Genomic DNA, 24,487 nt, shown 5'->3' with positions numbered 1-24,487 from the left:
ATTATCAGGAGCCGGGTACATGGAAAGAAATGTCACGCTGGATTTTGTTCGTGGCATTGCCATTCTCGGTATCCTGCTTCTGAATATTGTCGGTTTTGGTCTGCCAAAGGCGGCGTATCTTAATCCCGCCTGGTACGGGAGCGTGACGCTTCATGATGCCTGGACCTGGGCTACGCTGGATCTCTTCGCCCAGGTTAAATTCCTTTCGTTATTCGCTATCCTGTTCGGCGCCGGCTTGCAAATGCTGCTCAGCCGGGGAAAACGCTGGATCCAGTCTCGTTTAACCCTGCTGGTACTGCTTGGTTTTATCCATGGTCTGCTGCTGTGGGACGGGGATATTCTGCTGGCCTATGGTCTGACGGGCCTTATTACCTGGCGAATGGTGCGTGATGCGACAAGTGTGAAATCGCTGTTTAAGACGGGCGTGGTGCTGTATATCATCGGCATTGCGGTGCTGCTGCTGTTGGGGATGATTTCCGGCAGCACGCCTAACCGTTCCTGGCTTCCGGATGCCGCGAACCTGCAATATGAAGGCTACTGGAAGACCACCGGCGGTCTGCTGGAAGCCATCGGCAATCGCAGCGATCTGCTTTCCAGTAGCTTGCTGGCGCTTGGCGCTCAGTATGGCTGGCAACTTGCCGGGTTGATGCTGATTGGTGCGGCACTGATGCGCAGCGGTTGGCTGAAAGGGCAGTTCAGCCTGTCACATTATCGCCGTGTTGGCCTGTTTTTGGTTGTGTCAGGTATGGCGGTTAATCTGCCGGCCATCGTTGCCCAGTGGCAACTGGGTTGGGCTTATCGCTGGTGCGCTTTTATTTTACAGGCGCCCCGCGAGTTGAGTGCGCCCGCGCAGGTTCTGGGATACACCGCGCTTATCTTTGGCTACTGGCCGCAACTCTGTCGCTTTAAGCTGGTGAACGCTATTGCCTGCGTCGGGCGGATGGCATTGAGTAACTATTTGCTGCAAACGCTAATCTGTACCACGCTGTTTTATCACTTCGGCCTGTTTATGAAATTCGATCGCCTGCAACTGCTGGCGTTTGTGCCCCCGGTATGGGCCGTTAATATTCTCTTCTCCGTGTTCTGGTTGCGTCGTTTCCGCCAGGGCCCTCTTGAATGGTTGTGGCGTCAGTTAACCGCACGTGCTGCGGGGATATCATTACCCCGCACATCCAGATAACGATCTGGATCACAATCATTAACAAAATGGATGTAACCGTTTCCATCCGTGTGATGCCACTCACGTAGTCGTCGCCCGCCGACTGAGAGAATAGCCTCCTTGCAAACGACGGGAGGCGTGTCTGTGAGCTACCGCAATCAATCCAGGGTTATAAAACTATGGTAACCATTCGTGACGTGGCCCGTCAGGCGGGCGTTTCCGTTGCGACGGTTTCTCGTGTATTGAATAACAGCGCGCTGGTCAGTCAGGAGACGCGAGAAGCGGTGACCCGCGCGGTTGCCCAGCTTGGCTATCGCCCGAATGCCAATGCCCAGGCGCTGGCGACTCAGGTCAGCGATACTATCGGCGTGGTGGTGATGGATGTGTCTGATGCTTTCTTTGGCGCGCTGGTCAAAGCGGTGGATGTTGTTGCCCAGCAGCATCAGAAATACGTGCTGATTGGCAACAGCTACCATGAGGCGGAAAAAGAGCGCCACTCCATTGAAGTGCTGATCCGTCAACGTTGTAACGCCCTGATTGTGCACTCAAAAGCTTTAAGCGACGAAGAGCTGGCCGGGTTTATGGAGCAGATCCCTGGCATGGTGCTGATCAATCGTGTGGTCCCCGGTTATGCCCATCGTTGCGTCGAGCTTGATAACGTCAGTGGGGCGACTATGGCGACCCGTATGCTGCTCAATCACGGGCATCAGCGGATCGGCTATCTCGCTTCCAGCCACCATATTGAAGATAACTGCCTGCGTCGTGAAGGCTGGTTTAAAGCGCTGACGGAGCACGGGATTGTCGCCCCGGATAGTTGGGTGGGCATCGGCGCTCCGGATATGCAGGGCGGGGAGGCGGCAATGGTTGAGCTGCTTGGCCGTAACCTGCAACTCAGTGCCGTATTTGCCTATAACGACAGCATGGCCGCAGGCGCGCTGACGGCGCTGAAAGACAATGGTATTGCCGTGCCGCAGCATCTTTCGCTTATCGGTTTTGACGATATCCCGATTGCCCGTTACACCGATCCGCAACTGACAACGGTGCGCTATCCCATCGCCTCGATGGCCCGTCTGGCCACGGAACTGGCGTTAATGGGCGCGGCGGGTAAGCTTGATCCTGAGGCGACACACTGTTTTATGCCGACCCTGGTGCGTCGTCATTCCGTCACATCACGGCAAATTGCGGTAACGATCACTAACCGATGATGTTTGATGATGTAACCGTTTTCAATCTGTGAGTAAATTCACAGTATCTTAACAACGCGCTGACTATGATGTCAGCGTTTTAAGAGCTGAAACACGATGTAACGGTGATAACTCGCCATTACCATGGTCAGTTAGCCTGAAACATCGAAAATAGCGTATCACTGGAGCCTTACCCTACACGGAAGAAAGAATTTTTTGAGTGAACTTCGGTCGACAGTAACGTTTCATTAACCTGCTGCCCAACCGACCCTTTATTCACAAGAACTACCCTGCATAATAAAACCGGAGATACCATGAATAAGAAGGTGTTGACTCTGTCCGCTGTTATGGCAAGCATGCTGTTTGGCGCAACTGCACACGCTGCGGATACCCGTATTGGTGTGACCATATATAAATACGATGACAACTTTATGTCTGTTGTGCGTAAAGCCATCGAGAAAGACGCTAAAGAAGCTTCTGGCGTACAGCTGCTGATGAACGACTCCCAGAATGACCAGTCCAAACAGAATGACCAGATTGACGTTCTGCTGGCTAAAGGCGTGAAAGCGCTGGCAATCAACCTGGTTGACCCGGCTGCTGCAGGTACGGTTATTGAGAAAGCACGTGGTCAGAATGTGCCAATCGTGTTCTTCAACAAAGAACCAAACCGCAAAGCGCTGGACAGCTACGACAAAGCCTTCTACGTCGGTACCGACTCCAAAGAATCCGGTATTATTCAGGGCGACCTGATTGCCAAGCACTGGGCAGCAAACAAAAACTGGGATCTGAACAAAGATGGTCAGGTTCAGTTCGTTCTGCTGAAAGGCGAACCAGGTCACCCGGATGCTGAAGCACGTACCACTTACGTTATCAAAGAACTGAACGACAAAGGCCTCAAAACCGAGCAGTTGCAGTTAGATACCGCGATGTGGGACACCGCAATGGCGAAGGATAAGATGGACGCGTGGCTGTCCGGCCCGAACGCTAACAAAATTGAAGTTGTGATCGCCAACAACGACGCAATGGCAATGGGTGCGGTTGAAGCGCTGAAAGCACACAACAAATCCTCTATTCCGGTCTTCGGCGTTGATGCGCTGCCAGAAGCGCTGGCACTGGTTAAATCTGGCGCTCTGGCCGGTACTGTGCTGAACGATGCGAACAACCAGGCGAAGGCGACCTTCGATCTGGCGAAAAACCTGGCAGACGGCAAAGGCGCTGCTGATGGTACTAACTGGAAAATCGAAAATAAAATCGTTCGTATTCCATACGTTGGTGTCGATCAGGAAAACCTGTCTCAGTTTACTGGTAAGTAATATTTAATTTCGTGCACACAGGGCGTAATAATTTATGCCCTGATATAATAAATATGCCAGGCCAACAAGGTATAATTATGGTCAGCAACAATACTCAGTCGTCCGGTGAATTCTTGTTGGAAATGAGCAATATCAACAAGTCCTTTCCTGGCGTAAAGGCTCTCGATAATGTCAATTTAAAAGTGCGTCCTCATTCTATCCATGCATTAATGGGCGAGAATGGCGCAGGTAAATCAACATTATTAAAATGCCTTTTTGGGATCTACCAAAAAGATTCCGGCAGCATTCTTTTTATGGGGAATGAGATCGACTTCCATTCTGCAAAAGAAGCACTGGAAAATGGTATCTCAATGGTTCATCAGGAGCTTAACCTGGTGTTACAACGTTCTGTCATGGACAATATGTGGTTGGGTCGTTATCCGACCAAAGGCATGTTTGTCGATCAGGACAAGATGTATCGTGACACTAAAGCTATTTTCGATGAGCTGGATATTGATATCGATCCGCGAGCACGTGTCGGAACATTATCTGTTTCGCAAATGCAGATGATCGAAATTGCTAAAGCGTTCTCCTATAACGCCAAAATCGTTATTATGGATGAGCCAACTTCTTCGTTGACCGAAAAAGAAGTTAATCATCTTTTCACTATTATTCGTAAACTGAAAGACCGTGGCTGCGGTATCGTTTATATCTCGCATAAGATGGAAGAGATCTTCCAGTTGTGCGATGAGATTACGATCCTGCGCGATGGACAGTGGATCGCCACTCAGCCGCTCGAAGGGCTGGACATGGATAAAATTATCGCCATGATGGTGGGACGTTCCCTGAACCAGCGCTTCCCGGACAGGCAGAATACCCCGGGTGAAACCATTCTTGAAGTACGTAACCTGACCTCGCTGCGCCAGCCGTCAATTCGCGATATCTCTTTTGAATTGCGTAAAGGCGAGATCCTTGGTATCGCCGGTCTGGTGGGTGCGAAACGTACTGATATCGTCGAAACATTATTTGGTATTCGTGAAAAATCGGCCGGTAGCATTAAGCTCCACGGCAAAGAGATCAACAACCACAATGCCAATGAAGCTATTAACAATGGCTTCGCTCTGGTGACCGAAGAACGTCGTTCTACCGGTATTTATGCCTACCTGGATATTGGATTCAACTCACTGATTTCGAATATTCAGAACTACAAAAATAAAGTCGGTCTGCTGGATAATTCCCGCATGAAGAGTGATACCCAGTGGGTTATCGACTCAATGCGTGTGAAAACACCCGGGCACCGTACACAAATTGGCTCCCTGTCCGGTGGTAACCAGCAGAAAGTGATTATTGGTCGCTGGCTGTTGACCCAACCGGAAATATTAATGCTCGATGAACCTACCCGCGGTATCGACGTAGGGGCGAAATTCGAGATTTACCAGTTGATTGCCGAACTGGCGAAGAAGAATAAGGGGATAATTATTATTTCCTCTGAAATGCCTGAATTGTTGGGTATCACTGACCGTATTCTGGTAATGAGCAATGGTCTCGTTGCTGGAATTGTTGACACTAAAACGACAACGCAAAACGAAATACTCCGTCTTGCGTCTTTGCACCTTTAAGATCAGGGGCTCCTCATGAGTGCGTTAAATAAAAAAACTTTTCTCACTTATCTGAAAGACGGCGGTATTTACGTTGTTCTTTTAGTATTACTGGCAATCATCATATTCCAGGACCCCACCTTCTTAAGTTTACTGAACTTAAGTAACATTCTGACTCAGTCCTCCGTGCGTATTATCATTGCGCTGGGTGTTGCCGGGTTGATTGTGACTCAGGGGACTGACCTGTCAGCCGGGCGTCAGGTTGGGCTGGCGGCGGTTGTCGCAGCAACCTTATTGCAGTCGATGGAAAACGTGAACAAAGTTTTCCCGGAAATGCAAACCATGCCAATTATCGTGGTTGTGGCGATTGTCTGCGTGATTGGTGCAATTATCGGTTTGATTAACGGTATTATCATCGCGTATCTGAACGTTACGCCGTTTATCACCACTCTGGGTACCATGATCATCGTCTACGGGATTAACTCCCTGTACTACGACTTTGTGGGGGCGTCACCGATTTCCGGCTTCGACAGCGGCTTCTCCACCTTTACTCAGGGCTTTGTTGCGCTGGGGTCGTTCCGCCTGTCCTATATCACCTTCTACGCGTTGATTGCAGTCGCCTTTGTGTGGGTGTTGTGGAACAAAACACGCTTTGGTAAAAACATTTTCGCCATCGGCGGTAACCCGGAAGCGGCAAAAGTCTCAGGCGTTAACGTGGCAGTGAACCTGCTGATGATCTATGCCCTGTCCGGTGTGTTCTATGCGTTCGGCGGGATGCTGGAGGCGGGGCGTATCGGCTCTGCGACCAACAACCTCGGCTTTATGTACGAACTGGATGCGATTGCAGCCTGCGTGGTGGGCGGCGTCTCCTTCAGCGGCGGTGTCGGTACGGTTCTGGGCGTGGTGACCGGTGTTATCATCTTTACGGTTATCAACTATGGCCTGACCTATATCGGTATCAACCCGTACTGGCAGTACATCATCAAAGGCGGCATCATTATCTTCGCGGTGGCGCTGGACTCCCTGAAATACGCGCGTAAAAAATAATCCTTACGCCAGCAAAAACCCGCTCAATTTGAGCGGGTTTTTTATTATGTAGCCTGGCTTAAATAAACCGCTACGGTTTAGCACAAAGAATTTTTTAAATAGCGAAACGTTTTTCTGGTCATAATATTTAAATAAATAGTTAGCTATATTTATTATTTAACCTGCAATGGGGTATTTAATAAGTAGAGTGGCGTTAAACATAATAGCAACATGCCATTAACTTTATGAAAGACTAGAAATAACATTGACTCAGAATGACCTGATGGTTGATGTTTATGCACGGATAGAAAATGCCCGATGTGAATAACAAAATTAACACCCCGCCAAATCTTCATGAATTCCTGCTTGTTAAATTTTTCATTTCGGTGCTACGCTGAAAAGGTCACAGCATTCACAAGGAGATTAGGATGAATAATGAATCAGTATTTCCTGCATTTCCCGTTAATGGATGGCAGGTCGGAGCAGTGGATGATCTGAATGGCGTTGTAATTCAGTTTGGTTACAGTACTTCCCCTTATGCGCCGGGCGGAACGACGTTCGAGTCGCAATTTTTTAGCCTTACTCCTGAGAAGGTCAAAAGCCTGATTTATGGCCTTCAGGTCAGTCTGCACAAGTATGAAGAAAAAGTTGCCTGAAGCGCCATACCTTGAAGAGTGGATGACGCGCAGCAGTCTGTAAAGTATCCGCAGTCTGCTGCACAGGATAAATCCAGCCTTACAATCTTTTACCTGTGTTTGTCAGAAGCATCCTTCGCAAATTATGACGTTTAAGCCTATTCTGAAGGTCTGAGTGACTTTTAGTTGTATGCTTGTTTATATCTGTCGTAATGATGAGCAGGAGTGTCTATGAATGTAGTGTATTTCAAAGTTGACCACCCGCCGCATGATAAAATCAATCCCATTCATTTCTATCTTAAATCCGTACAGCTTATGCGTAATAATGAAATTATTGCCCAGGCCGGGGATTTTAAAATTACCAGCTTACCTTTTTACTATTTCTGTGTCGTCCCTACGGGCTTTGGGAAAATAGACTTAACGATGAGTAATCGTCCGCAACAGCGCATTGAATGTTCTGCCGGATATATTAAGACGGGTGAGTATCTTGTTGCCACGCCGCAAGGGGAAATTGTTTTACCCTTTAATGCCCTCACCGGATTATGGACGTTGAATAAAACTGAAAAAGACTACATTAATATACAGGAATTTGTTGAAAGAAATTATCTGTTAATTGGTCCGGTGAGGAGTATCCACCGTGGCGCTTCTATTTACTGAAGCATGACAGCGAGAGCCGGTTAATTACTTTTCTTTTGCAAATCAAGCAACTGCTCGACGGTTACCGCCGGGTAGTCCTGCGCATCGTCTGGCACTTCCTGTAACGACGGGATCGGCTCCAGCGGACCTAAAAAACGAGGTTCGCGCTTAAAGATATACAAATCCGCAATGGTTCCCAGTCGCGCGCCAAATTCACGTATCCGTACACTCCACATATCTTTCGGCGATGGGACCGCATAACACTGGGCCTGGATCCCCATATGCCGGGCAATGAAAAGCGCGCGCTCGCAATGAAAACGTTGCGTGATAATAATGAAATCGTTGGTGTCGAATACTTTGCGGGTGCGGACAATGGAATCCAGGGTGCGGAAGCCCGCATAATCCAGAACAATATCTGAAGGATCGACGCCGCCGGCAATCAGATCTTTGCGCATGGTGACCGGTTCGTTATAGCTTTGCAGCGCGTTATCGCCGCTCAGCAGCAGATAATTGACCTTGCCGCTGTTATAAGCATTTAACGCGCCCTGAATACGGTAGCGGTAATACTGGTTAATGACTCCGGTACGGTAATATTTTGCGGTACCCAGAACCACGCCCACCTGACGCCATGGGAGATCCTGTAAGTCATCATAGATATAGGGGGCGGTTTTCCAGCTCATCCAACGGTCTAAGCCGAGCGCAGTCAACAGCAGTAAGCCGATAAGGACCAACAGACTGTATATAAAACGCTTCAACATGCAGACAAGCTCGATACGGGATTAAATTTCACTCAAGGCTACTTTACCCGCCCCGCAAGCGCAAGAAACGGGCGTTCAATTGCGGTCTTTTTCACCACTGCGGGCGCTAAAACCCGCAGGGGAAAATCAGGCGAGAAGCTCGCGCTCAACGTTCTGACAGCCTAATGCGCGCAGGGTGGCAACCGTTGCATCCCACTGGGTCAGAGGGGCATCTGCTTTTTCTGCGAGTACGGCGCGTTGCATATCCGGGTAGTCATAGCCACTGAGGCTCATCAGGTTCAGCGCTCCCTGAAGCGGCGGCAGCGTCGGGTTGAAGGCGGCATTTTCCGCATAGCTGCCACTGAAGATTTGCCCGTCACTGCACTCGATGGCTACGCCGGAAGGGGAGTGGCTGTAAGGGCTATGGCTTTTGTTGGCCGCGATGATTGCCGCCCGGGCGAGCGCATCGCCGCGCAGGCTGAAGCCATGATCCTGTTCATCGAGCAGCAGGGTTTTTATTTCAAGATCTTTTGGGCCGAAAGCATCGGGCAGATAATCGCCCAGCGTGTGCGGTTGACGGCCAGGCAGATTGATGCGCAGCGCCAGTCCGCTGTTCAGTTCATTCATAAACTGGCGGCAGTGTCCGCAGGGCGTGTAGTTAACGGTGACCGAGGCCAGCGCTTTTTCACCGCGTGACCACGCATGGCTGATGGCGCTTTGCTCCGCATGCACGGTTTGTTGCATGGTGGCGCCGATAAACTCCATATTGCCGCCAAAATACCAGTTTCCGCTTACGCCGCGGGCAATGGCGCCGACCTTAAAGCCAGAGAGATCGGTTCGCGCACAGGCGGCAGCGAGCGGCAACAGCGCAAAGGCCAGCGCCTCTTCGTCCATCCCGGTCGCGTCAAGCAGCCCTGAAACCTGTTCTGCGCTGAACATCGCCGGACAATGTGCGTCAGCGAGAAGCGGTGCCAGCGCGGTCTGTAAATTTTCCGCGAGAGCCGGAAACGCGGTGTGGAAACGTGAATGCATGGCGTTGCCTCATAACAATGTAATGGGATCGTAGTTTACGGGCCGATACAGCCTTTATATGTGATCAACATCTCACTGTATATGCAACTTATGAAATTCAAATTAAAAATGCGCGACGCATCGCAAATTTTAGCCCGCAATGGCGAGGATCAGCGGAAACAAAAAGGGTGCGATAAGCGACGTGATAATGCCGCAGATAACAAGCGCCAGCGAACTGAACGCGCCTTCCTGGTAATCAAGCTCGGAACAACGGGCGGTGCCAAGGGCATGAGATGCCGTACCCATTGCCAGCCCGCGGGCTGATTTGGTCTTAATTCTCATCAGATTCAGCAGGCTATGACCAAAAACCGCACCCAGTACGCCAACAAAAATCACGCACACGGCGCTGATTGCCGGGATCCCGCCAATGCTGCCGCCAACCGCCATGGCAATCGGCGTGGTCACTGATTTCGGCAGTACCGAAGCGGCAATTTCCGGTGTCGCTCCCATCATCAGCGCAATGACCGATCCGGTGACCATCGCCACGACGCTGCCGATAAAGCAGATCGTAATGATGGATTTCCAGCGCGCCCGGATTTGATGCAACTGCTCATAAAGCGGAAAGGCCAGTGCCACAACCGCTGGTTGCAGTAAGTCGTTGAGGATTTTACTGCCCTGAAAATAGTGATCGTAGGGAATACCGGTCAACAGCAGAAACGGAATAATGACCACCATGGCGACCAGCAGCGGGTTCAGCAACGGCATTTTAAAGCGTGCGGCGAGTTTACGGGCGGCGAAGAAAACCACCAGCGTCAAAGGTAGGGACCACCAGATATAGGCCATGATTATTGATTCTCTTTCTTGCCGACGACTTTACGTTCACCGTGCACCAGATGTGTGCTCCAGCTGACCACCAGGAAAACAATTAGCGTACTGATTGCGCAGGAGACCACGATCGGCCCGAACTGCGCGCGCAGCAGATCGTAATACTGCATAACACCAACGCCGATAGGGACAAACAGTAGCGCCATATAACGGATCAGCACATAGCAGCCTGGGTTCACCCATTTTGCTGGCAGTATTTGCAGCGCCAGCAGCACAAACAGGATCAGCATGCCGATAATACTGCCGGGGATAGTGATGGGGAGCAGCGAGGAGAGATAAATTCCCGCGTACAGGCAGGCATAAATAAGGATAAATGCCCGCAGATATTGCCAGATTATATTCAGTGATTGACTCATGGTGAAAACCCTTGATGAGATGCATTCATCATACAATTAATGCCTGAAATGTGCTACCGATCACATCATGAATTGTAAGCATACCAAATATTCCATTTTGGCACGTCAGGCATTACCCCAGGATCCTTCCCGCGCCTTATCATTCATCGCCCTGGCGGCAATGCTAATTTGCTGGGTCACTTCATTAATTGCGCGGCTGGCCACTCTGTCCTGGCGCATTACCCGGCCAAGGGTTCGTTGCAGCGGCGGCTCAAGTGGGTGGAGGCTCAGCCCGTCGCACTCCCCGGCCAGGCTGACGGCCATTCGTGGCACAATGCTATAGCCCAGCCCCGCGCGGACCATCCTTTTAATGGCTTCAATGCTGCCAAGCTCCATCACCGGGGCAATCTGCACTCCGGCGGTGAGAAACCAGTTATCAATCAACTGGCGCGTGCCGCTCCCGGATTCAAAGACGATCAGCGGCCGTTCTGCGCACTGCGCCGGCGTCAGGGCGGAGGTCGTTGTCTCATCGCCCGCCGCACCTATGACGACAAACTCATCATTCATGACTGGCGTGACATCAAGATTTTTACCCGCTGCCGGTAGGGTAACGAGGCCAATATCAATTCTGTTTTCCACAACAGCCCGGACAATGTCCTGGGTATTGCCGGTTCTGACCCCGACGGTCAGCTGCGGCCAGGCCTGGCGAAGGGCCTGCAATACCGCAGGCAGGAGGTGAATACAGACGGTTGCCCCGGTACCCAGCGTCAGGGTTCCGCTGAAAACTTGCTGATGCATCGCCACCGATTGCAGCGCCGTGCTGACGGCTTTTTCAATCACTTCGCCATGCTCCAGCAGGGTTATTCCGGCAGGCGTCGGGCGAATGCCGCGCCCGGTACGCTCAATCAGTCGCGTTTGCAGTGCGGCTTCAAGATGGCGTATCTGCAAACTCACCGCAGGTTGCGATAACCCCAGCACCTCGGCTGCGGCGGTAAAACTGCCCCGGCCGATCACCAGCCTGTAGGTTGCCAGTTGGTCAAGACTGAGTGTGGCCATCCAAAGTTTTCCTTATACGGGTGATAAGTGCCAACCCGTGTCTGAATATGCGGCTTACCGCTAGCCTGTCAGCAGTGATGAGCAGGAGTCAGACAATGGTAATTATTGAAGCAGAAGAACAACATATTCCGGGGATACACGCAATATACGCATGGCATGTCACCCATGGCAGCGCCTCTTTTGAAACCGAAGCCCCCAGCGCTGAAGAAATGCACGCCCGGCTGCGAAAAATGCGTGAGGCAGGCCTGCCGTGGTTTGTTTTCCTCGATGAAGGCGAGGTGAAAGGCTATTGCTATCTGTCACGCTACCGTACCCGTCATGCCTATCAGTTTACGCTGGAGAATTCTATCTATGTGGAGCAGCGCTTTCGCCACCGCGGGGTGGGGAAAGCGCTGCTGGCCAGGGCGATTGCATGGGCAGAAGCGCAGGGTTATCGGCAACTGGTCGCGGTGGTGGGCAACAGTGAAAATCAGGCCTCGCTGGCGCTGCATCAACGGGCCGGCTTTACCCTCACCGGAACCCTGAAAAACGTTGGCTTCAAGCATGGTCGCTGGCTGGATATTGTTATCCTGCAACGTACCCTCGGCGAAGGGGCGCTGACTCTGCCAGCCTGAACCTATGGTGTCTCAAAAGCGACGTTCCACCTTGACGTAAAATTACAATAACGATAATCATTTTCATTTAAACATAGCCTATGCTATATAAATTAGCACAGGCTATTTTCGTTTTTATTTTAATCACCTCCGGAGACTCCTGCATGTTGATAATGAGAAAAATTAAGGTGGTACTGCTCGGTTTACTGCTGACCGTTGTTGCAACAACCGTCCAGGCGGCAGAGAAATTTAAAGTGGTAACCACCTTTACGGTGATTGCCGATATGGCGAAAAACGTGGCGGGGGATGCAGCCGAGGTGACCTCTATCACCAAACCCGGCGCTGAAATTCATGAGTATCAGCCAACGCCGGGCGATATCAAACGGGCGCAGGGCGCACAGCTTATTCTGGCCAATGGCATGAACCTTGAGCTGTGGTTCCAGCGTTTCTATCAGCATCTGAACGGTGTGCCGGAAGTCGTCGTCACCACCGGTATTACGCCGATGGGCATCTCTGAAGGGCCCTATAACGGTAAACCTAATCCGCATGCCTGGATGTCGACAGCAAATGCCCTGATTTATGTCGATAATATTCGTGACGCGCTGGTGAAATACGATCCGGCGAATGCAGAGGTCTACAAAGCGAACGCTGAGAATTACAAAAAACAGATTGTCGATACGCTGGAGCCGCTGCGTAAGCAGGTGGCTGATATTCCTGAGTCTCAGCGCTGGCTGGTCTCCAGTGAAGGCGCCTTTTCCTATCTGGCGCGCGATCTGGGCTTGAAAGAGCTCTATTTATGGCCGATTAACGCCGACCAGCAGGGCACGCCGCAGCAGGTTCGCCATGTTATCGAACAGGTCAAAAAAGCACAGATCCCGGCGGTCTTTAGCGAAAGCACCGTGTCCGACAAACCCGCCCGTCAGGTGGCTCGGGAAACCGGGGCACACTATGGCGGCGTGCTCTATGTTGATTCCCTGAGTGCGCAGGATGGCCCGGTGCCAACCTACCTTGCGTTGCTGAATGTCACCACCCGCACCCTGGTGCAGGGGATTAAAGACGGAATGAAGGAGTAAGCCATGGGACAAACGACAGGTATTGCTGTTTCTGATGTGACCGTGACATACCGTAACGGGCATACGGCATTACGCGCAGCGACGTTCAGCGTACCTGGCGGTTCGATCGCCGCGCTGGTTGGGGTGAATGGCTCCGGTAAATCGACTCTTTTTAAAGCCATTATGGGATTTGTACGCCTGGCAGCGGGCAGTATTGCTATCGCCGGGCTGTCTACCCGACAGGCGTTGCAAAAAAACCTCGTGGCCTATGTTCCGCAGGCTGAAGAGGTGGACTGGTCGTTCCCGGTGCTGGTGGAAGATGTGGTGATGATGGGGCGCTACGGGCGAATGGGCATGCTGCGTATTGCCAGGCAGCATGACAAACAAATCGTCACCGAAGCCCTTGAGCGGGTGGATATGCTGGACTTCCGTCACCGACAAATCGGCGAGCTGTCCGGCGGGCAGAAAAAGCGCGTTTTTCTGGCGCGGGCGATAGCTCAGCAGGGAGAGGTCATCCTGCTTGATGAACCCTTTACCGGGGTGGATGTAAAAACAGAGGCCAAAATCATCGACCTGCTGCGTGAACTGCGCGATGAAGGCAAAACCATGCTGGTCTCCACCCACAATCTCGGTTCCGTCAGCGGATTTTGCGATTACACCGTGATGGTTAAAGGCACGGTGCTGGCGAGCGGCCCAACTGAAACCACCTTTACCGCTGAAAATCTGGAGCAGGCCTTTAGCGGCGTGCTGCGCCATGTGGTGCTGAGCGGTTCTGAAGAGCGCATCATCACTGATGATGAGCGTCCGTTTGTGGCTCATCGTCTGCCCGACGACGAAAGGGGGCAGGATGAACGCACTGCTTGAACCCTTTGGCTATGAGTATATGCGCAATGCCATGTGGGTCTCCGCGATGGTCGGCGGGCTGTGTGCTTTTCTCTCCTGCTACCTGATGCTGAAGGGCTGGTCACTGATTGGCGATGCGCTGTCCCACTCCATCGTGCCGGGCGTTGCGGGGGCTTATATGCTCGGGCTGCCTTTTGCGCTGGGGGCGTTTTTATCCGGTGGGCTGGCCGCGGGCAGCATGCTGTTTCTTAACCAGCGTACCCGGCTAAAAGAAGACGCCATTATCGGGCTGATTTTTTCATCATTCTTTGGCCTTGGCCTGTTTATGGTCTCGCTGAATCCGACGTCGGTCAATATTCAGACTATCGTGCTGGGCAACATTCTGGCGATCGCTCCGGCGGATATCCTGCAACTGGCGATCATTGGCGTTGTCTCCATGGTTATCCTGTTTTTTAAATGGAAGGATCTGATGGTGACGTTTTTTGATGAGAATCACGCCCGTGCAATTGGCCTGCGCCCGGAACGGCTGAAAGTTCTTTTCTTTACCCTTCTGGCATTGTCCACGGTGGCCGCGCTACAAACGGTGGGGGCATTTCTGGTTATCTGCCTGGTGGTGACGCCCGGCGCCACCGCATGGTTGCTCACCGATCGCTTTCCCCGCCTGTTGATGATTGCCGTGGCGATTGGCAGCATCACCAGCTTTATTGGCGCCTGGGCCAGCTATTATCTGGACGGGGCGACCGGGGGTGTGATTGTGATTGCCCAGACACTGTTGTTCCTGCTGGCGTTTGTCTTTGCCCCGACCCACGGGCTACTGGCTAACCGACGTCGCGCGCATCTGGCGCTGGAGAAGCTGAAATGATGACGCTGCTGCTCGAACCCTTCCAGTTCGCGTTTATGAATAACGCCTTGCTGACGTCTTTGATTGTCGCCATTCCCTGCGCGTTGCTGTCGGTCTTTCTGGTGCTCAAGGGCTGGGCGTTACTGGGTGATGCGATGAGCCATGCGGTTTTTCCCGGCGTCGTGCTGGCCTGGATGCTCGGTCTGCCGCTGGCCGCAGGCGCGTTTGTCGCCGGGCTGTTCTGCGCGCTGGCGACGGGTTTTGTGAAAGATAACAGCCGTATTAAACAGGATACGGTGATGGGGATTATCTTCTCCGGGATGTTTGCTGCCGGGTTGCTGCTTTACCTTGCGGTGAAACCGGAGGTACATCTGGATCATATTCTGTTTGGCGATATGTTGGGGATCACCGCCTCTGACATCCTGCAAACCGGGATTATTTCGCTGGTTGTCACGCTGGTGATTGGGGTCAAGTGGCGTGATTTATTGCTGTTTTGCTTTGACCATCAGCAGGCTCAGGTGAGTGGTTTACGCACCGGTCTGCTGCATTATGGCTTACTCTGCATGGTGTCGTTGACCATTGTGGCAACCCTGAAAGCGGTGGGGATCGTGCTCTCCATTTCGCTGCTGATCGCGCCCGGCGCTATAGCTGTACTGCTGACCAACCGTTTTCATATTGCCCTGCTGGTGGCGACGGTGGTTTCGGTGACGGTTTCACTGCTGGGTATTTACCTGTCGTTCTTTATCGACAGTGCGCCTGCGCCGACCATCGTGGTGCTCTTTGCGCTGGTGTTTATCCTGACCTTTATTGTTGCCAGCCGCAAAGCGCGACGTCTGGAATTACGCCGGCTTGCGGAACAATAAAACGGGTGTAACGGGAGTCTTTCTTCCCTCTGTCAGAGGCGCTACTATGGCGCCTCATTTTTTCAGGGGCAATGTATGCGTGTATTACTGGCGCCGATGGAAGGTGTGCTCGATTCGCTGGTGCGCGAGCTGCTGACCGAGGTTAACGACTACGATCACTGTATCACCGAGTTTGTCCGCGTGGTCGACCAGCTGTTACCCGCAAAAGTGTTCCACCGCATCTGCCCGGAGTTGCAACATCAAAGCCGTACGCCTTCCGGCACTTTGGTTCGGGTGCAAATTCTGGGGCAGTATCCGCAGTGGCTGGCGGAAAACGCGGCCCGCGCGGTGGAACTGGGCTCCTGGGGCGTGGATCTAAACTGCGGCTGCCCGTCGAAGATGGTGAACGGCAGCGGCGGCGGCGCCACGTTGCTTAAAGACCCGGAGATGATCTATCTCGGCGCAAAAGCGATGCGTGAAGCCGTGCCTTCTCATCTCCCTGTCACGGTGAAAATTCGTCTCGGCTGGGACAGCGGCGAAAGACAGTTTGAAATCGCCGATGCGGTACAGCAGGCAGGGGCGACGGAGCTGGTGGTGCATGGCCGAACCAAAGAAGACGGCTATAAGGCTGAGCGCATTAACTGGCAGGCGATCGGCGAGATCCGTCAGCGTCTGACCATTCCGGTGGTGGCCAATGGCGAAATCTGGGACTGGCAAAGTGCTCAGGATTGTATGGCCGCCACCGGCTGTGATGCGGTGATGATCGGGCGAGGCGCGCTGAACGTTCCGAATCTGAGCCGGGTGGTAAAAGAGAATGCGCCCCGGATGCCCTGGCCGGAAGTGGTGGCGTTGTTGCAAAAATATACCCGGCTGGAAAAGCAGGGCGATACCGGGCTGTATCACGTCGCCCGTATCAAGCAGTGGCTGGGCTACCTGCGCAAAGAGTACGTCGAGTCACAGGGGGTATTTGAACAGATCCGTACCCTCAAAACCTCTGCGGATATAGCTCGAGTAATTCAGGGTATAAATGAATAATCTTGAGATCATAATCACGTTTTTGTGCGACGCACATTGAGTGGCAGGGGCAACCTGATAGAGTCACCCCCGTGGATTGTTACTGCGAAAGCAGGCTAAACCTGATGTTCTGGCAAATGCCGGAAGTCAGGTTTTTTTGTTTCTGGAGTTCAGATGAAAATCGCCAAAATACTCAATAATAATGTGGTGGTCGTGCAGGATGAACAGCAACGCGAGCAGGTCGTGATGGGCCGAGGGCTGGCGTTCCAGAAACGTACCGGCGACGAGCTGGATGAGCGCAAAATTGAAAAGATTTTTGCCCTGCAAAGCGATGAACTGATTCGTCGTTTAAGCGAACTGCTTAATCAAATTCCCCTTGAGGTGATGACTACCTGCGATTGCATCATCAGTCTGGCGCGTGAGCGACTGGGGAAATTGCAGGAAAGTCTCTATATCACCCTGACGGATCACTGTTTCTTCGCTATTGAGCGGATGAAAAACGGTCAGGTCATCCGCAATGTGCTGCTGTGGGAAATTCGTCGCCTGTATCCGAAAGAGTTTCTGTTAGGCCAGGAAGCGCGCGCGATTATTGCAAAAAGGCTGGGGGTCGAGCTTCCTGAAGACGAAGCCGGGTTTATTGCGCTGCATCTGGTAACCGCTCAGCTGAACAGTGAAATGCCGGAAGTGATGCATATCACCAAAGTGATGCAAGAAATCCTGCATATTGTGAAATACGAATTAAAGCTGGAATACAACGAAGAGTCGCTGAGCTATCACCGTTTTGTTACGCATCTGAAGTTTTTCTCCCAGCGGATGCTGACCCGCACCGTGGTGGAGGATGACGATCTGTCGTTGCACCAGGCGGTGAAAGACAATTATGGTCGCGCCTGGCGGTGCGCTGAAAAGGTGGCGCGCCATCTGCAACAGAACTATCAGCGCAGCTTAACCACCGAAGAGATTATGTTTCTGGCGATCCATATGGAGCGGGTACGCAAAGATAAGCGTTAAATATTAAGTACGATAATTTGCCCAAAATTAATCGCGTTGCAGCAAGGCGGCGACGTAGCAAATCCCCGGGAGCTTACTTGAGTAAGTGACCGGGGTGCGCGAGGATGCCAACGCCGCTGCGGCGTGAATAATGAAGGGTAAAACAGGATTGTTACTGCGATACGCAGGCAAAACCTGAGCCCGGCCCGCAAGGTGCTGGACTCAGGTTTTTTTTTACTCAGTCATCGCCTACGGGCCACTAAGAAGTAAGGAAATCAGCATGGAATATCAAGCGCTGGCGAAAGATATTCTCAGCCACGTTGGCGGCAGGGAGAACATAAGCAGTCTGGTGCATTGCGCCACCCGTTTACGCTTCAGACTTAAAGACAGTAATAAGGCCAATGCCGAAGGACTGAAGGCGAACCCCGGTGTGATTATGGTGGTGGAAAGCGGCGGTCAGTTTCAGGTGGTGATTGGTAACCACGTGAACAACGTCTGGCAGGCGGTGCGTGATGAAGCGGGGATTACCGATGACACGCCCACAGATGCAAATGACAAAGACGAAAAGAGTTCGCTGTTCGGCCGGATGATCGACATTGTTTCCGGCATATTCACCCCTTTTATCGGCATTATGGCCGCATCCGGGATCCTCAAAGGCCTGCTGGCGCTGGCAGTGGTGTGCGGCTGGCTGACCACCACCAGTGGGACTTATCAGATCTGGTTTGCCGCCAGTGATGCGCTGTTCTTCTTCTTCCCGCTGGTGCTTGGTTATACCGCGGGGAAAAAATTTGGCGGCAATGCCTTTGTCACTATGGCGATAGGTGGCGCGCTGACCCACCCGTTGATGATCAAAGCGTTCGAGGCCAGCCAGATGCCAGAGGCGGTCAGTGAGACTTTCTTCGGTATTCCGGTGACCTTTATTAACTACAGCAGCTCGGTTATCCCGATCATTATCGCCGCGTGGGCGAGCTGCCTGCTGGAAAAACAGTGCAATAAGTTCCTGCATTCGGCGGTGAAAAACTTCTTCTCTCCACTGATCTGTATTGCGGTGATTGTGCCCCTGACTTTCCTGGTGATTGGCCCGGTGGCGACATTGTTAAGCCAGGGGCTGGCCTATGGCTATCAGGCCATTTACCAGTTTGCACCCTGGCTGGCTGGCGCGGCCCTCGGGGCGATGTGGCAGGTATGCGTGATCTTCGGTTTGCACTGGGGGCTGGTACCGCTAATGATCAACAACCTGGCGGTGTTTGGCCAGGACACCATGCTGCCTATTTTGTTGCCTGCGGTGCTGGGGCAGGTGGGCGCTGTCGTGGGCATTTTCCTGCGTACCCGCGATCCGCGCCAGAAAATACTGGCAGGCTCTGCGGCGACCGCCGGTATTTTTGGTATCACTGAACCTGCGGTCTATGGCCTGACGCTGCCTCTGCGCCGTCCGTTTATTTTTGGCTGTATTGCCGGGGCGATTGGTGGGGCCATCGTTGGCTTCAGCGACAGCCACGTATACTCCTTCGGTTTCGCTAACGTCTTTACCCTTGCTCAGATGATCCCGCCAGGCGGCGTGGACAGCACCCTGTGGGGCGGCATTGCGGGTACTCTGGTGGCCTTTGTGCTGGCCTGCATCATGACCTTTGTTGCTGGTTTGCCTTCGGTGACCCCTGCGGCGACCGTTGTGACAAAGCCGATTGCGACCCCGCCGGGCGAGAACGAGATTCTGGCGCCGATGACCGGCACCGTCCTGGCCCTTGAACAGGTACCGGACGCGACTTTTGCCACCGGTGTGCTCGGTGAAGGCACGGCGATTATTCCACTGGACAATAAAGTTATTGCCCCTTTCGCCGGTGAAGTAGCCTCTTTGTTCCAGACGAAGCACGCAATCGGCCTGCTGAGCGACAGCGGTATCGAGCTGCTTATTCATGTGGGGATCGACACCGTGAAGCTCGATGGCAAACCCTTTACCGCACATGTGAGCGTGGGCGATAAAGTTCAGCCTGGTGACCTGCTGCTGGAGTTCGATCGTGAGGCGATCCTCGCCGCCGGTTATTCCCTGTCGACCCCTATTATTATCAGTAACAGTGACAGTTTCCGTGGTGTGACAACGGTGGCTGCTACATCGGTAGAGTCCGGAATGCCGTTGCTGACTGTCAATCGTTAATTTAAGGAGATATCAATGAAAGCATTCCCGAATGACTTCTTATGGGGTGGCGCGATTGCCGCCAACCAGGTGGAAGGCGCTTATCTGGAAGACGGCAAGGGTCTTTCCACTTCTGACGTGCAACCGAAAGGCGTGTTTGGTGACGTGGTAGAGCGCGTGCCAGGCGACAGCGGGCTGAAAGATGTCGCTATCGATTTTTATCACCGCTACCCGGAAGATATCTCGCTGTTTGCCGAGATGGGCTTTAGCTGCCTGCGCGTCTCCATTGCCTGGACGCGCATCTTCCCGAACGGCGATGAAACCACGCCGAATGAAGCCGGGCTGGCCTTTTACGACAAGCTGTTCGATGAAATGCTGAGTAAAGGTATGACGCCGCTGGTGACCCTCTCTCACTACGAGATGCCCTGGGGCCTGGTCAAAGGCTACGGTGGCTGGGGCAGTCGCCAGACCATCACCTTCTTTGAGCGCTACGCCCGCACGGTGTTTGAGCGCTATAAAAATAAGGTGAAATTGTGGCTGACCTTCAATGAAATCAATATGTCGCTACATGCGCCTATGACCGGCGTCGGTCTGGCGGAAGGCAGCAGCAAGGCTGAAGTTTACCAGGCTATCCACCATCAACTGGTGGCCAGCGCGCTGGCGGTCAAAGCCTGCCACGAGATTATCCCGGATGGCAGAATCGGCAATATGATCCTCGGCGGCCTGATGTATCCGCTGAGCTGCAAACCGGACGATGTGCTGGAAACCTTGCAGCAAAACCGTACCTGGCAGTTCTTCGGCGATGTGCAGTGCCGTGGCGGATACCCGGGTTATATGCTGCGTTTCTTCCGCGATAATGGCATTGAACTTGAGGTAACCGACGCCGATCGCGCCGCGCTGAAAACCACCATCGACTTTATTTCGTTCAGCTACTATATGACCGGCTGCGTCACCGCCGATGAGGAGCTGAACCAGCAGGCTCGCGGCAACATTCTAAGCATGGTGCCCAACCCGCACCTGGCGAGTTCTGAATGGGGCTGGCAGATTGACCCGGTGGGCCTGCGCACGCTGCTCAACGTGATGTGGGATCGCTGGCAGAAGCCGCTGTTTATTGTCGAGAACGGTCTTGGCGCGAAGGACAAACCGGAAGCGGACGGCAGCGTTAACGATGATTACCGCATCAGCTACCTCAATGACCATCTGGTACAGGTTGGGGAAGCGATTGAAGATGGTGTTGAGGTTCTTGGTTATACCAGCTGGGGGCCAATCGACCTGGTGAGCGCCTCGAAAGCGGAAATCTCCAAGCGCTATGGCTTTATCTATGTTGATCGTGACGACAATGGCAACGGCACCCTGGCCCGTAGCCGGAAGAAGAGCTTCTTCTGGTACAAAGAGGTCATTGCCAGCAAAGGGGCATCGCTGACGCGGTAACCAGGCAAGATGGCTCCTGTATCCTGCGGTGCGGGAGCCCGTATCATTCACTTACTTAACCGACGTCGCCACCACCAGCGCAGCGATAATACCAGTACCACCGCAAGCACCAGCCAAATCAGTTTTTTGATGTGATGGTCAAACTGATGCAGCCACGGGCCGATCATTTCCCCTCCCACGTAGCCTAAGGTGGTAAAAATCAGCGCCCAGAGAATGGCGCCAAAAATATTGAGTGGCAGAAATATTTTAGGCGGCAGATGGCTGGCGCCAATCAGCAGCGGCCCGACAATACGAAAGCCGTACATAAAGCGGGTGCCAATCACGAACAGCCAGGGGCGGCGATTAATCATCCGTTGCGCCTGTTCAATTTTTCCCTGAAAGCGCGGAAAACGCTGAAGGATTTTCATCCCGTAGCGACGTCCCGCCAGGTACAACAGCTGGTCGCCAATCATCCCACCCAGCGCCACTGCGGCCACTACCAGCGGGAACTTCAGCAATCCTTGATGGGCAGCCACACCTCCGAGCAGGGTAATGGTTTCCCCTTCAGCAATGCTGCCCACCACCAGCGCGGCATAGCCATACTGGCTGATAAGCGTATTGATATCCATCGTTAACACTCTCCTGTAAACCCCCTAAGCATACACCCGATAAATTCATCGCGCAGGCACGCTATTTTTACGGCTGTACATAAATTAACCGACAAAGTGGCTTATACTTGAAGTGTCTATGTTCGGGCAGTCAGCAAGGGGGCCTTATGAACCATGTCTGGGGACTGTTTTCCCATCCCGATCGTGAAATGCACGTTATCAAAAGTGAAAACGAAACCGTTTCTCATCACTATACCCACCATGTCTTCCTGATGGCGGCGATCCCGGTTATCTGCGCCTTTATCGGCACCACGCAGATTGGCTGGAATTTCGGCGAAAACACTGTCGTTCAGCTGAGTCCGTTTACCGGGTTGTATCTTGCGGTGTTGTTCTATGCCCTGATGCTGGCCGGTGTGGCCGTGATGGGGCGGGTTATCTGGTGGATGGCGCGTAATTATCCGCAGCGTCCTTCGCTGGCCCACTGTATGGTCTTCGCCGGATATGTGGCGACGCCGCTGTTTTTAAGCGGGATAGTCGCACTTTATCCGCTGGTCTGGCTGTGTGCGTTAGTCGGCACGGTGGCGCTGTTCTATACCGGTTATCTGCTGTATGTGGGGATCCCCACTTTCCTCGATATTAATCGTGAAGAAGGGCTAAGTTTCTCCAGTTCGACGCTGGCAATCGGGGTTCTGGTACTCGAAGTGTTGCTGGCCCTGACGGTGATTTTGTGGGGGTATGGTTATCGTTTGTTCTGATTTTCCGGCGTTGCTGGCGTAAATGCCAGCAACGCAATCTTCTGCAATGAATCTTCGGTGGCGACGGCAAAGCATGGCGGCTATTATGCGAAAGCCAGCTTCTGTTATTCATTTACCAAACAGATGCGGTGTGCGTAATAACGTGCCTGAATAATTATCAGAAGTTACACCATGCCGAAATTCCGAGTTTCTTTATTAAGCCTCGCGCTTCTCTTTGTCATGCCTGTTGCTGTACCGGCGCTGGCTAAAGCCCCGGTTGCAACCACTGCCGCTCAGCCTGAAATCGCCTCAGGCAGCGCGATGATTGTTGATCTCCAGACCAATAAGGTTATCTATTCAAGCCATCCTGATCTGGTGCGCCCGATTGCGTCCATCACCAAGCTGATGACCGCAATGGTGGTTCTGGATGCCGGCCTGCCGCTGGATGAGAAGCTGAAAGTCGACATCAGCCAGACGCCGGAAATGAAAGGTATCTATTCCCGTGTGCGCCTTAACAGCGAAATCAGCCGCAAAGATATGCTGTTGCTGGCGCTGATGTCCTCGGAAAACCGCGCAGCGGCAAGCCTGGCGCACCACTATCCAGGGGGCTACGGTGCTTTTATTCGTGCGATGAATGCGAAAGCGAAAGCGCTGGGGATGACCCACACCCGCTATGTGGAGCCGACCGGGCTTTCCATCAGCAATGTGTCTACGGCAGAAGATTTGATTAAGTTGTTGATTGCGACGAAGCAATATCCGCTGTTAGGGCAACTGAGCACCACCCGCGAAGATATGGCGACCTTCTCTAATCCGGGCTACACCTTGCCGTTTCGTAACACCAACCATCTGGTCTACCGCGATAACTGGAATATCCAGTTAACCAAAACCGGATTCACCAATGCAGCCGGGCACTGTCTGGTGATGCGCACGGTCATTAATAACAGGCCGGTGGCGCTGGTGGTGATGGATGCCTTTGGTAAATTTACCCACTTTGCAGATGCCAGTCGTCTGCGTACCTGGATAGAAACAGGTAAAGCCCAACCGGTGCCGGCTTCGGCGATGAGCTACAAACGGCAGAAAGCGGCGCAAATGGCGCAGAATCCCGGCGCGCAAACGGCACAGAACGACTAACAGCTCTGATTACTCCGGCAGCGTCCAGTCTCCGTCATTGAGCGGGCGCTGCATAATCAGGGTATCCCGCCAGTCTCCCTTTTTGTAACCTACGCTGCGTAACTGCCCGGCCAGCTCAAAGCCGTGTTTCTTATGCAGGCGCAGGGAACCGGCGTTGTTATTACCATCGCCAATCACCGCAATCATCTGCCGCCACGGGCCTTGCTCGCAACGTTCAATCAGCGCCTGTATCAGCGTGCTGCCAATGCCACGACCGGTCATGCTGGCATCAACGTAAATGGACTCTTCAAGGGTGTAACGATAAGCAGGGCGAGGGCGATAGAAGGTGGCGTAGCAGTAACCCACGAGGATCCCCTGGTAGAGGGCGACCATCCAGGGCAGTCCGTCATTGGCTGTCTTGCTCATCCGTTGGCGCATTTCTTCAATCGTCGGCGGCACTTCTTCAAAAGAGGCGCGGCCGTGGAGAACGTGCCAGGCATACAGGGAGGCAATCGCGTGAACATCGTCAAGGCTGGCATCACGTACAATCAACGCATTTTCAGACAGGACATCAACAGCAGACATGATGGAGTGCTCCTCAGGGTAGCAAGCCAGAGAAACGTTTCTCTGGCCACGGGCTACTGTAGTACGAATGAAGAACACAATACAGTCTGGCTTAAGATCACTGTTCACTTAGGGAAGGTGCGATTTAATCGGTGGGGTTCAGTGGAGTCCTTATCTGTATTAGCCTTACCTTAGCTGAGCTGT

At 52.8% G+C, this 24,487-nt stretch carries 25 protein-coding genes; 18 read left to right on the top strand and 7 right to left on the bottom strand.

The genetic code is table 11. The features are described from left to right. The first annotated feature begins 19 nt into the window (after nucleotides 1–19). The 7 genes from yeiB to ACSZO4_RS12295 all read left to right on the top strand — a co-directional run bounded on the left by yeiB (nucleotide 20) and on the right by ACSZO4_RS12295 (nucleotide 7,551). Nucleotides 20–1,180: a DUF418 domain-containing protein YeiB gene (gene yeiB / locus ACSZO4_RS12325; RefSeq protein WP_437889264.1), complete on the top strand. Its 1,161-nt coding sequence runs from the start codon at nucleotides 20–22 to the stop codon at nucleotides 1,178–1,180. A 158-nt stretch (nucleotides 1,181–1,338) separates the two neighbouring features. Beyond that, nucleotides 1,339–2,364 (top strand): HTH-type transcriptional regulator GalS, encoded by a 1,026-nt coding sequence (galS, locus tag ACSZO4_RS12320; RefSeq protein ID WP_437889263.1) that lies wholly within the window; start codon nucleotides 1,339–1,341, stop codon nucleotides 2,362–2,364. Nucleotides 2,365–2,657: 293 nt separating this feature from the next. Further along, nucleotides 2,658–3,656: a galactose/glucose ABC transporter substrate-binding protein MglB gene (mglB, locus tag ACSZO4_RS12315; protein ID WP_437889262.1), complete on the top strand. Its 999-nt coding sequence runs from the start codon at nucleotides 2,658–2,660 to the stop codon at nucleotides 3,654–3,656. Between the two features lie 77 nt (nucleotides 3,657–3,733). Further along, nucleotides 3,734–5,254 (top strand): galactose/methyl galactoside ABC transporter ATP-binding protein MglA, encoded by a 1,521-nt coding sequence (gene mglA / locus ACSZO4_RS12310; RefSeq protein WP_437889261.1) that lies wholly within the window; start codon nucleotides 3,734–3,736, stop codon nucleotides 5,252–5,254. Nucleotides 5,255–5,269: 15 nt separating this feature from the next. After that, nucleotides 5,270–6,280 carry a galactose/methyl galactoside ABC transporter permease MglC gene (gene mglC / locus ACSZO4_RS12305; protein WP_437889260.1) on the top strand — a complete coding sequence of 337 codons (1,011 nt, stop codon included), beginning with the start codon at nucleotides 5,270–5,272 and terminating at the stop codon, nucleotides 6,278–6,280. Nucleotides 6,281–6,687: 407 nt separating this feature from the next. After that, the gene (locus ACSZO4_RS12300; protein WP_437889259.1) at nucleotides 6,688–6,915 is read left to right on the top strand and encodes a hypothetical protein; all 228 of its coding nucleotides are present in this window, start codon (nucleotides 6,688–6,690) and stop codon (nucleotides 6,913–6,915) included. Nucleotides 6,916–7,125: 210 nt separating this feature from the next. Next, complete coding sequence (locus ACSZO4_RS12295) at nucleotides 7,126–7,551, top strand: hypothetical protein (protein WP_437889258.1); 426 nt, start codon at nucleotides 7,126–7,128, stop codon at nucleotides 7,549–7,551. A 20-nt stretch (nucleotides 7,552–7,571) separates the two neighbouring features. Here ACSZO4_RS12295 and sanA read toward each other — a convergent pair whose 3' ends face one another. The 5 genes from sanA to ACSZO4_RS12270 form a co-directional block, all read right to left on the bottom strand. Further along, nucleotides 7,572–8,288 carry an outer membrane permeability protein SanA gene (gene sanA / locus ACSZO4_RS12290; protein ID WP_437889257.1) on the bottom strand — a complete coding sequence of 239 codons (717 nt, stop codon included), beginning with the start codon at nucleotides 8,286–8,288 and terminating at the stop codon, nucleotides 7,572–7,574. Nucleotides 8,289–8,414: 126 nt separating this feature from the next. Next, nucleotides 8,415–9,299 carry a cytidine deaminase gene (gene cdd / locus ACSZO4_RS12285; RefSeq protein ID WP_437889256.1) on the bottom strand — a complete coding sequence of 295 codons (885 nt, stop codon included), beginning with the start codon at nucleotides 9,297–9,299 and terminating at the stop codon, nucleotides 8,415–8,417. A 129-nt stretch (nucleotides 9,300–9,428) separates the two neighbouring features. Continuing rightward, nucleotides 9,429–10,124 carry a CidB/LrgB family autolysis modulator gene (locus ACSZO4_RS12280; RefSeq protein WP_437889271.1) on the bottom strand — a complete coding sequence of 232 codons (696 nt, stop codon included), beginning with the start codon at nucleotides 10,122–10,124 and terminating at the stop codon, nucleotides 9,429–9,431. Continuing rightward, on the bottom strand, nucleotides 10,124–10,519 hold the full coding sequence (locus tag ACSZO4_RS12275; RefSeq protein ID WP_437889255.1) for a CidA/LrgA family protein: 396 nt from the start codon (nucleotides 10,517–10,519) through the stop codon (nucleotides 10,124–10,126). Before ACSZO4_RS12275 ends, ACSZO4_RS12280 begins: the two co-directional genes overlap by 1 nt. 105 nt (nucleotides 10,520–10,624) lie before the next feature. Next, nucleotides 10,625–11,554, bottom strand: a complete 930-nt coding sequence (locus ACSZO4_RS12270) for a LysR family transcriptional regulator (RefSeq protein ID WP_437889254.1) — start codon at nucleotides 11,552–11,554, stop codon at nucleotides 10,625–10,627. Nucleotides 11,555–11,649: 95 nt separating this feature from the next. Here ACSZO4_RS12270 and ACSZO4_RS12265 point away from each other — a divergent pair, with 95 nt between their 5' ends. From ACSZO4_RS12265 to ACSZO4_RS12225, 9 genes are all read left to right on the top strand, one after another. Further along, complete coding sequence (locus tag ACSZO4_RS12265) at nucleotides 11,650–12,168, top strand: N-acetyltransferase family protein (RefSeq protein ID WP_437889253.1); 519 nt, start codon at nucleotides 11,650–11,652, stop codon at nucleotides 12,166–12,168. 143 nt (nucleotides 12,169–12,311) lie between these two features. Further along, nucleotides 12,312–13,220: a metal ABC transporter substrate-binding protein gene (locus ACSZO4_RS12260; protein WP_437889252.1), complete on the top strand. Its 909-nt coding sequence runs from the start codon at nucleotides 12,312–12,314 to the stop codon at nucleotides 13,218–13,220. A 3-nt stretch (nucleotides 13,221–13,223) separates the two neighbouring features. Next, nucleotides 13,224–14,063 carry an iron/manganese ABC transporter ATP-binding protein SitB gene (sitB, locus tag ACSZO4_RS12255; protein WP_437889251.1) on the top strand — a complete coding sequence of 280 codons (840 nt, stop codon included), beginning with the start codon at nucleotides 13,224–13,226 and terminating at the stop codon, nucleotides 14,061–14,063. After that, a complete protein-coding gene (gene sitC, locus ACSZO4_RS12250) occupies nucleotides 14,047–14,904 on the top strand; it encodes an iron/manganese ABC transporter permease subunit SitC (protein WP_437889250.1) in 858 nt (285 codons plus the stop codon). Before sitB ends, sitC begins: the two co-directional genes overlap by 17 nt. Continuing rightward, nucleotides 14,901–15,746 carry a metal ABC transporter permease gene (locus tag ACSZO4_RS12245; RefSeq protein WP_437889249.1) on the top strand — a complete coding sequence of 282 codons (846 nt, stop codon included), beginning with the start codon at nucleotides 14,901–14,903 and terminating at the stop codon, nucleotides 15,744–15,746. The genes sitC and ACSZO4_RS12245 overlap by 4 nt, the downstream gene beginning before the upstream one ends. 75 nt (nucleotides 15,747–15,821) lie before the next feature. Further along, nucleotides 15,822–16,760: a tRNA dihydrouridine(16) synthase DusC gene (gene dusC, locus ACSZO4_RS12240; RefSeq protein ID WP_437889248.1), complete on the top strand. Its 939-nt coding sequence runs from the start codon at nucleotides 15,822–15,824 to the stop codon at nucleotides 16,758–16,760. A gap of 153 nt (nucleotides 16,761–16,913) precedes the next feature. Then, a complete protein-coding gene (bglG, locus tag ACSZO4_RS12235) occupies nucleotides 16,914–17,747 on the top strand; it encodes a transcriptional antiterminator BglG (protein WP_437889247.1) in 834 nt (277 codons plus the stop codon). Nucleotides 17,748–18,006: 259 nt separating this feature from the next. Further along, entirely contained in the window at nucleotides 18,007–19,878 is a 1,872-nt protein-coding gene (gene bglF / locus ACSZO4_RS12230; RefSeq protein ID WP_437889246.1) for a PTS beta-glucoside transporter subunit IIABC, read from the top strand. Between the two features lie 15 nt (nucleotides 19,879–19,893). Continuing rightward, nucleotides 19,894–21,288, top strand: a complete 1,395-nt coding sequence (locus ACSZO4_RS12225; RefSeq protein WP_437889245.1) for a glycoside hydrolase family 1 protein — start codon at nucleotides 19,894–19,896, stop codon at nucleotides 21,286–21,288. A gap of 47 nt (nucleotides 21,289–21,335) precedes the next feature. On the opposite strand, the gene ACSZO4_RS12220 is transcribed toward ACSZO4_RS12225, so the two are convergent. Then, nucleotides 21,336–21,896, bottom strand: a complete 561-nt coding sequence (locus ACSZO4_RS12220) for a DedA family protein (protein ID WP_437889244.1) — start codon at nucleotides 21,894–21,896, stop codon at nucleotides 21,336–21,338. Nucleotides 21,897–22,042: 146 nt separating this feature from the next. On the opposite strand from ACSZO4_RS12220, the gene ACSZO4_RS12215 reads away from it, so the two are divergent. Both ACSZO4_RS12215 and pbpG read left to right on the top strand, forming a co-directional pair. Next, nucleotides 22,043–22,630 carry a Yip1 family protein gene (locus ACSZO4_RS12215; protein ID WP_437889243.1) on the top strand — a complete coding sequence of 196 codons (588 nt, stop codon included), beginning with the start codon at nucleotides 22,043–22,045 and terminating at the stop codon, nucleotides 22,628–22,630. A gap of 171 nt (nucleotides 22,631–22,801) precedes the next feature. After that, nucleotides 22,802–23,740 (top strand): D-alanyl-D-alanine endopeptidase, encoded by a 939-nt coding sequence (gene pbpG / locus ACSZO4_RS12210; RefSeq protein WP_437889242.1) that lies wholly within the window; start codon nucleotides 22,802–22,804, stop codon nucleotides 23,738–23,740. Between the two features lie 9 nt (nucleotides 23,741–23,749). On the opposite strand, the gene ACSZO4_RS12205 is transcribed toward pbpG, so the two are convergent. Beyond that, nucleotides 23,750–24,304, bottom strand: a complete 555-nt coding sequence (locus ACSZO4_RS12205; protein ID WP_437889241.1) for an N-acetyltransferase family protein — start codon at nucleotides 24,302–24,304, stop codon at nucleotides 23,750–23,752. Nucleotides 24,305–24,487: the final 183 nt, after the last annotated feature.

The sequence above is a fragment of the Phytobacter sp. V91 genome (assembly GCF_965644225.1).
GTDB lineage: Bacteria > Pseudomonadota > Gammaproteobacteria > Enterobacterales > Enterobacteriaceae > CBFFRJ01.
Note: the sequence above shows the minus strand (reverse complement) of the source record. Positions and strands in the feature narration are given on the sequence as shown.

What these genes read in the sequence shown, in the direction of transcription:
- yeiB (WP_437889264.1), top strand. Translation starts at nt 20, where the DNA reads ATGGAAAGAAATGTCACGCTGGATTTTGTTCGTGGCATTGCCATTCTC.
- galS (WP_437889263.1), top strand. Translation starts at nt 1,339, where the DNA reads ATGGTAACCATTCGTGACGTGGCCCGTCAGGCGGGCGTTTCCGTTGCG.
- mglB (WP_437889262.1), top strand. Translation starts at nt 2,658, where the DNA reads ATGAATAAGAAGGTGTTGACTCTGTCCGCTGTTATGGCAAGCATGCTG.
- mglA (WP_437889261.1), top strand. Translation starts at nt 3,734, where the DNA reads ATGGTCAGCAACAATACTCAGTCGTCCGGTGAATTCTTGTTGGAAATG.
- mglC (WP_437889260.1), top strand. Translation starts at nt 5,270, where the DNA reads ATGAGTGCGTTAAATAAAAAAACTTTTCTCACTTATCTGAAAGACGGC.
- ACSZO4_RS12300 (WP_437889259.1), top strand. Translation starts at nt 6,688, where the DNA reads ATGAATAATGAATCAGTATTTCCTGCATTTCCCGTTAATGGATGGCAG.
- ACSZO4_RS12295 (WP_437889258.1), top strand. Translation starts at nt 7,126, where the DNA reads ATGAATGTAGTGTATTTCAAAGTTGACCACCCGCCGCATGATAAAATC.
- sanA (WP_437889257.1), bottom strand. Translation starts at nt 8,288, where the DNA reads ATGTTGAAGCGTTTTATATACAGTCTGTTGGTCCTTATCGGCTTACTG.
- cdd (WP_437889256.1), bottom strand. Translation starts at nt 9,299, where the DNA reads ATGCATTCACGTTTCCACACCGCGTTTCCGGCTCTCGCGGAAAATTTA.
- ACSZO4_RS12275 (WP_437889255.1), bottom strand. Translation starts at nt 10,519, where the DNA reads ATGAGTCAATCACTGAATATAATCTGGCAATATCTGCGGGCATTTATC.
- ACSZO4_RS12270 (WP_437889254.1), bottom strand. Translation starts at nt 11,554, where the DNA reads ATGGCCACACTCAGTCTTGACCAACTGGCAACCTACAGGCTGGTGATC.
- ACSZO4_RS12265 (WP_437889253.1), top strand. Translation starts at nt 11,650, where the DNA reads ATGGTAATTATTGAAGCAGAAGAACAACATATTCCGGGGATACACGCA.
- ACSZO4_RS12260 (WP_437889252.1), top strand. Translation starts at nt 12,312, where the DNA reads ATGTTGATAATGAGAAAAATTAAGGTGGTACTGCTCGGTTTACTGCTG.
- sitB (WP_437889251.1), top strand. Translation starts at nt 13,224, where the DNA reads ATGGGACAAACGACAGGTATTGCTGTTTCTGATGTGACCGTGACATAC.
- sitC (WP_437889250.1), top strand. Translation starts at nt 14,047, where the DNA reads ATGAACGCACTGCTTGAACCCTTTGGCTATGAGTATATGCGCAATGCC.
- ACSZO4_RS12245 (WP_437889249.1), top strand. Translation starts at nt 14,901, where the DNA reads ATGATGACGCTGCTGCTCGAACCCTTCCAGTTCGCGTTTATGAATAAC.
- dusC (WP_437889248.1), top strand. Translation starts at nt 15,822, where the DNA reads ATGCGTGTATTACTGGCGCCGATGGAAGGTGTGCTCGATTCGCTGGTG.
- bglG (WP_437889247.1), top strand. Translation starts at nt 16,914, where the DNA reads ATGAAAATCGCCAAAATACTCAATAATAATGTGGTGGTCGTGCAGGAT.
- bglF (WP_437889246.1), top strand. Translation starts at nt 18,007, where the DNA reads ATGGAATATCAAGCGCTGGCGAAAGATATTCTCAGCCACGTTGGCGGC.
- ACSZO4_RS12225 (WP_437889245.1), top strand. Translation starts at nt 19,894, where the DNA reads ATGAAAGCATTCCCGAATGACTTCTTATGGGGTGGCGCGATTGCCGCC.
- ACSZO4_RS12220 (WP_437889244.1), bottom strand. Translation starts at nt 21,896, where the DNA reads ATGGATATCAATACGCTTATCAGCCAGTATGGCTATGCCGCGCTGGTG.
- ACSZO4_RS12215 (WP_437889243.1), top strand. Translation starts at nt 22,043, where the DNA reads ATGAACCATGTCTGGGGACTGTTTTCCCATCCCGATCGTGAAATGCAC.
- pbpG (WP_437889242.1), top strand. Translation starts at nt 22,802, where the DNA reads ATGCCGAAATTCCGAGTTTCTTTATTAAGCCTCGCGCTTCTCTTTGTC.
- ACSZO4_RS12205 (WP_437889241.1), bottom strand. Translation starts at nt 24,304, where the DNA reads ATGTCTGCTGTTGATGTCCTGTCTGAAAATGCGTTGATTGTACGTGAT.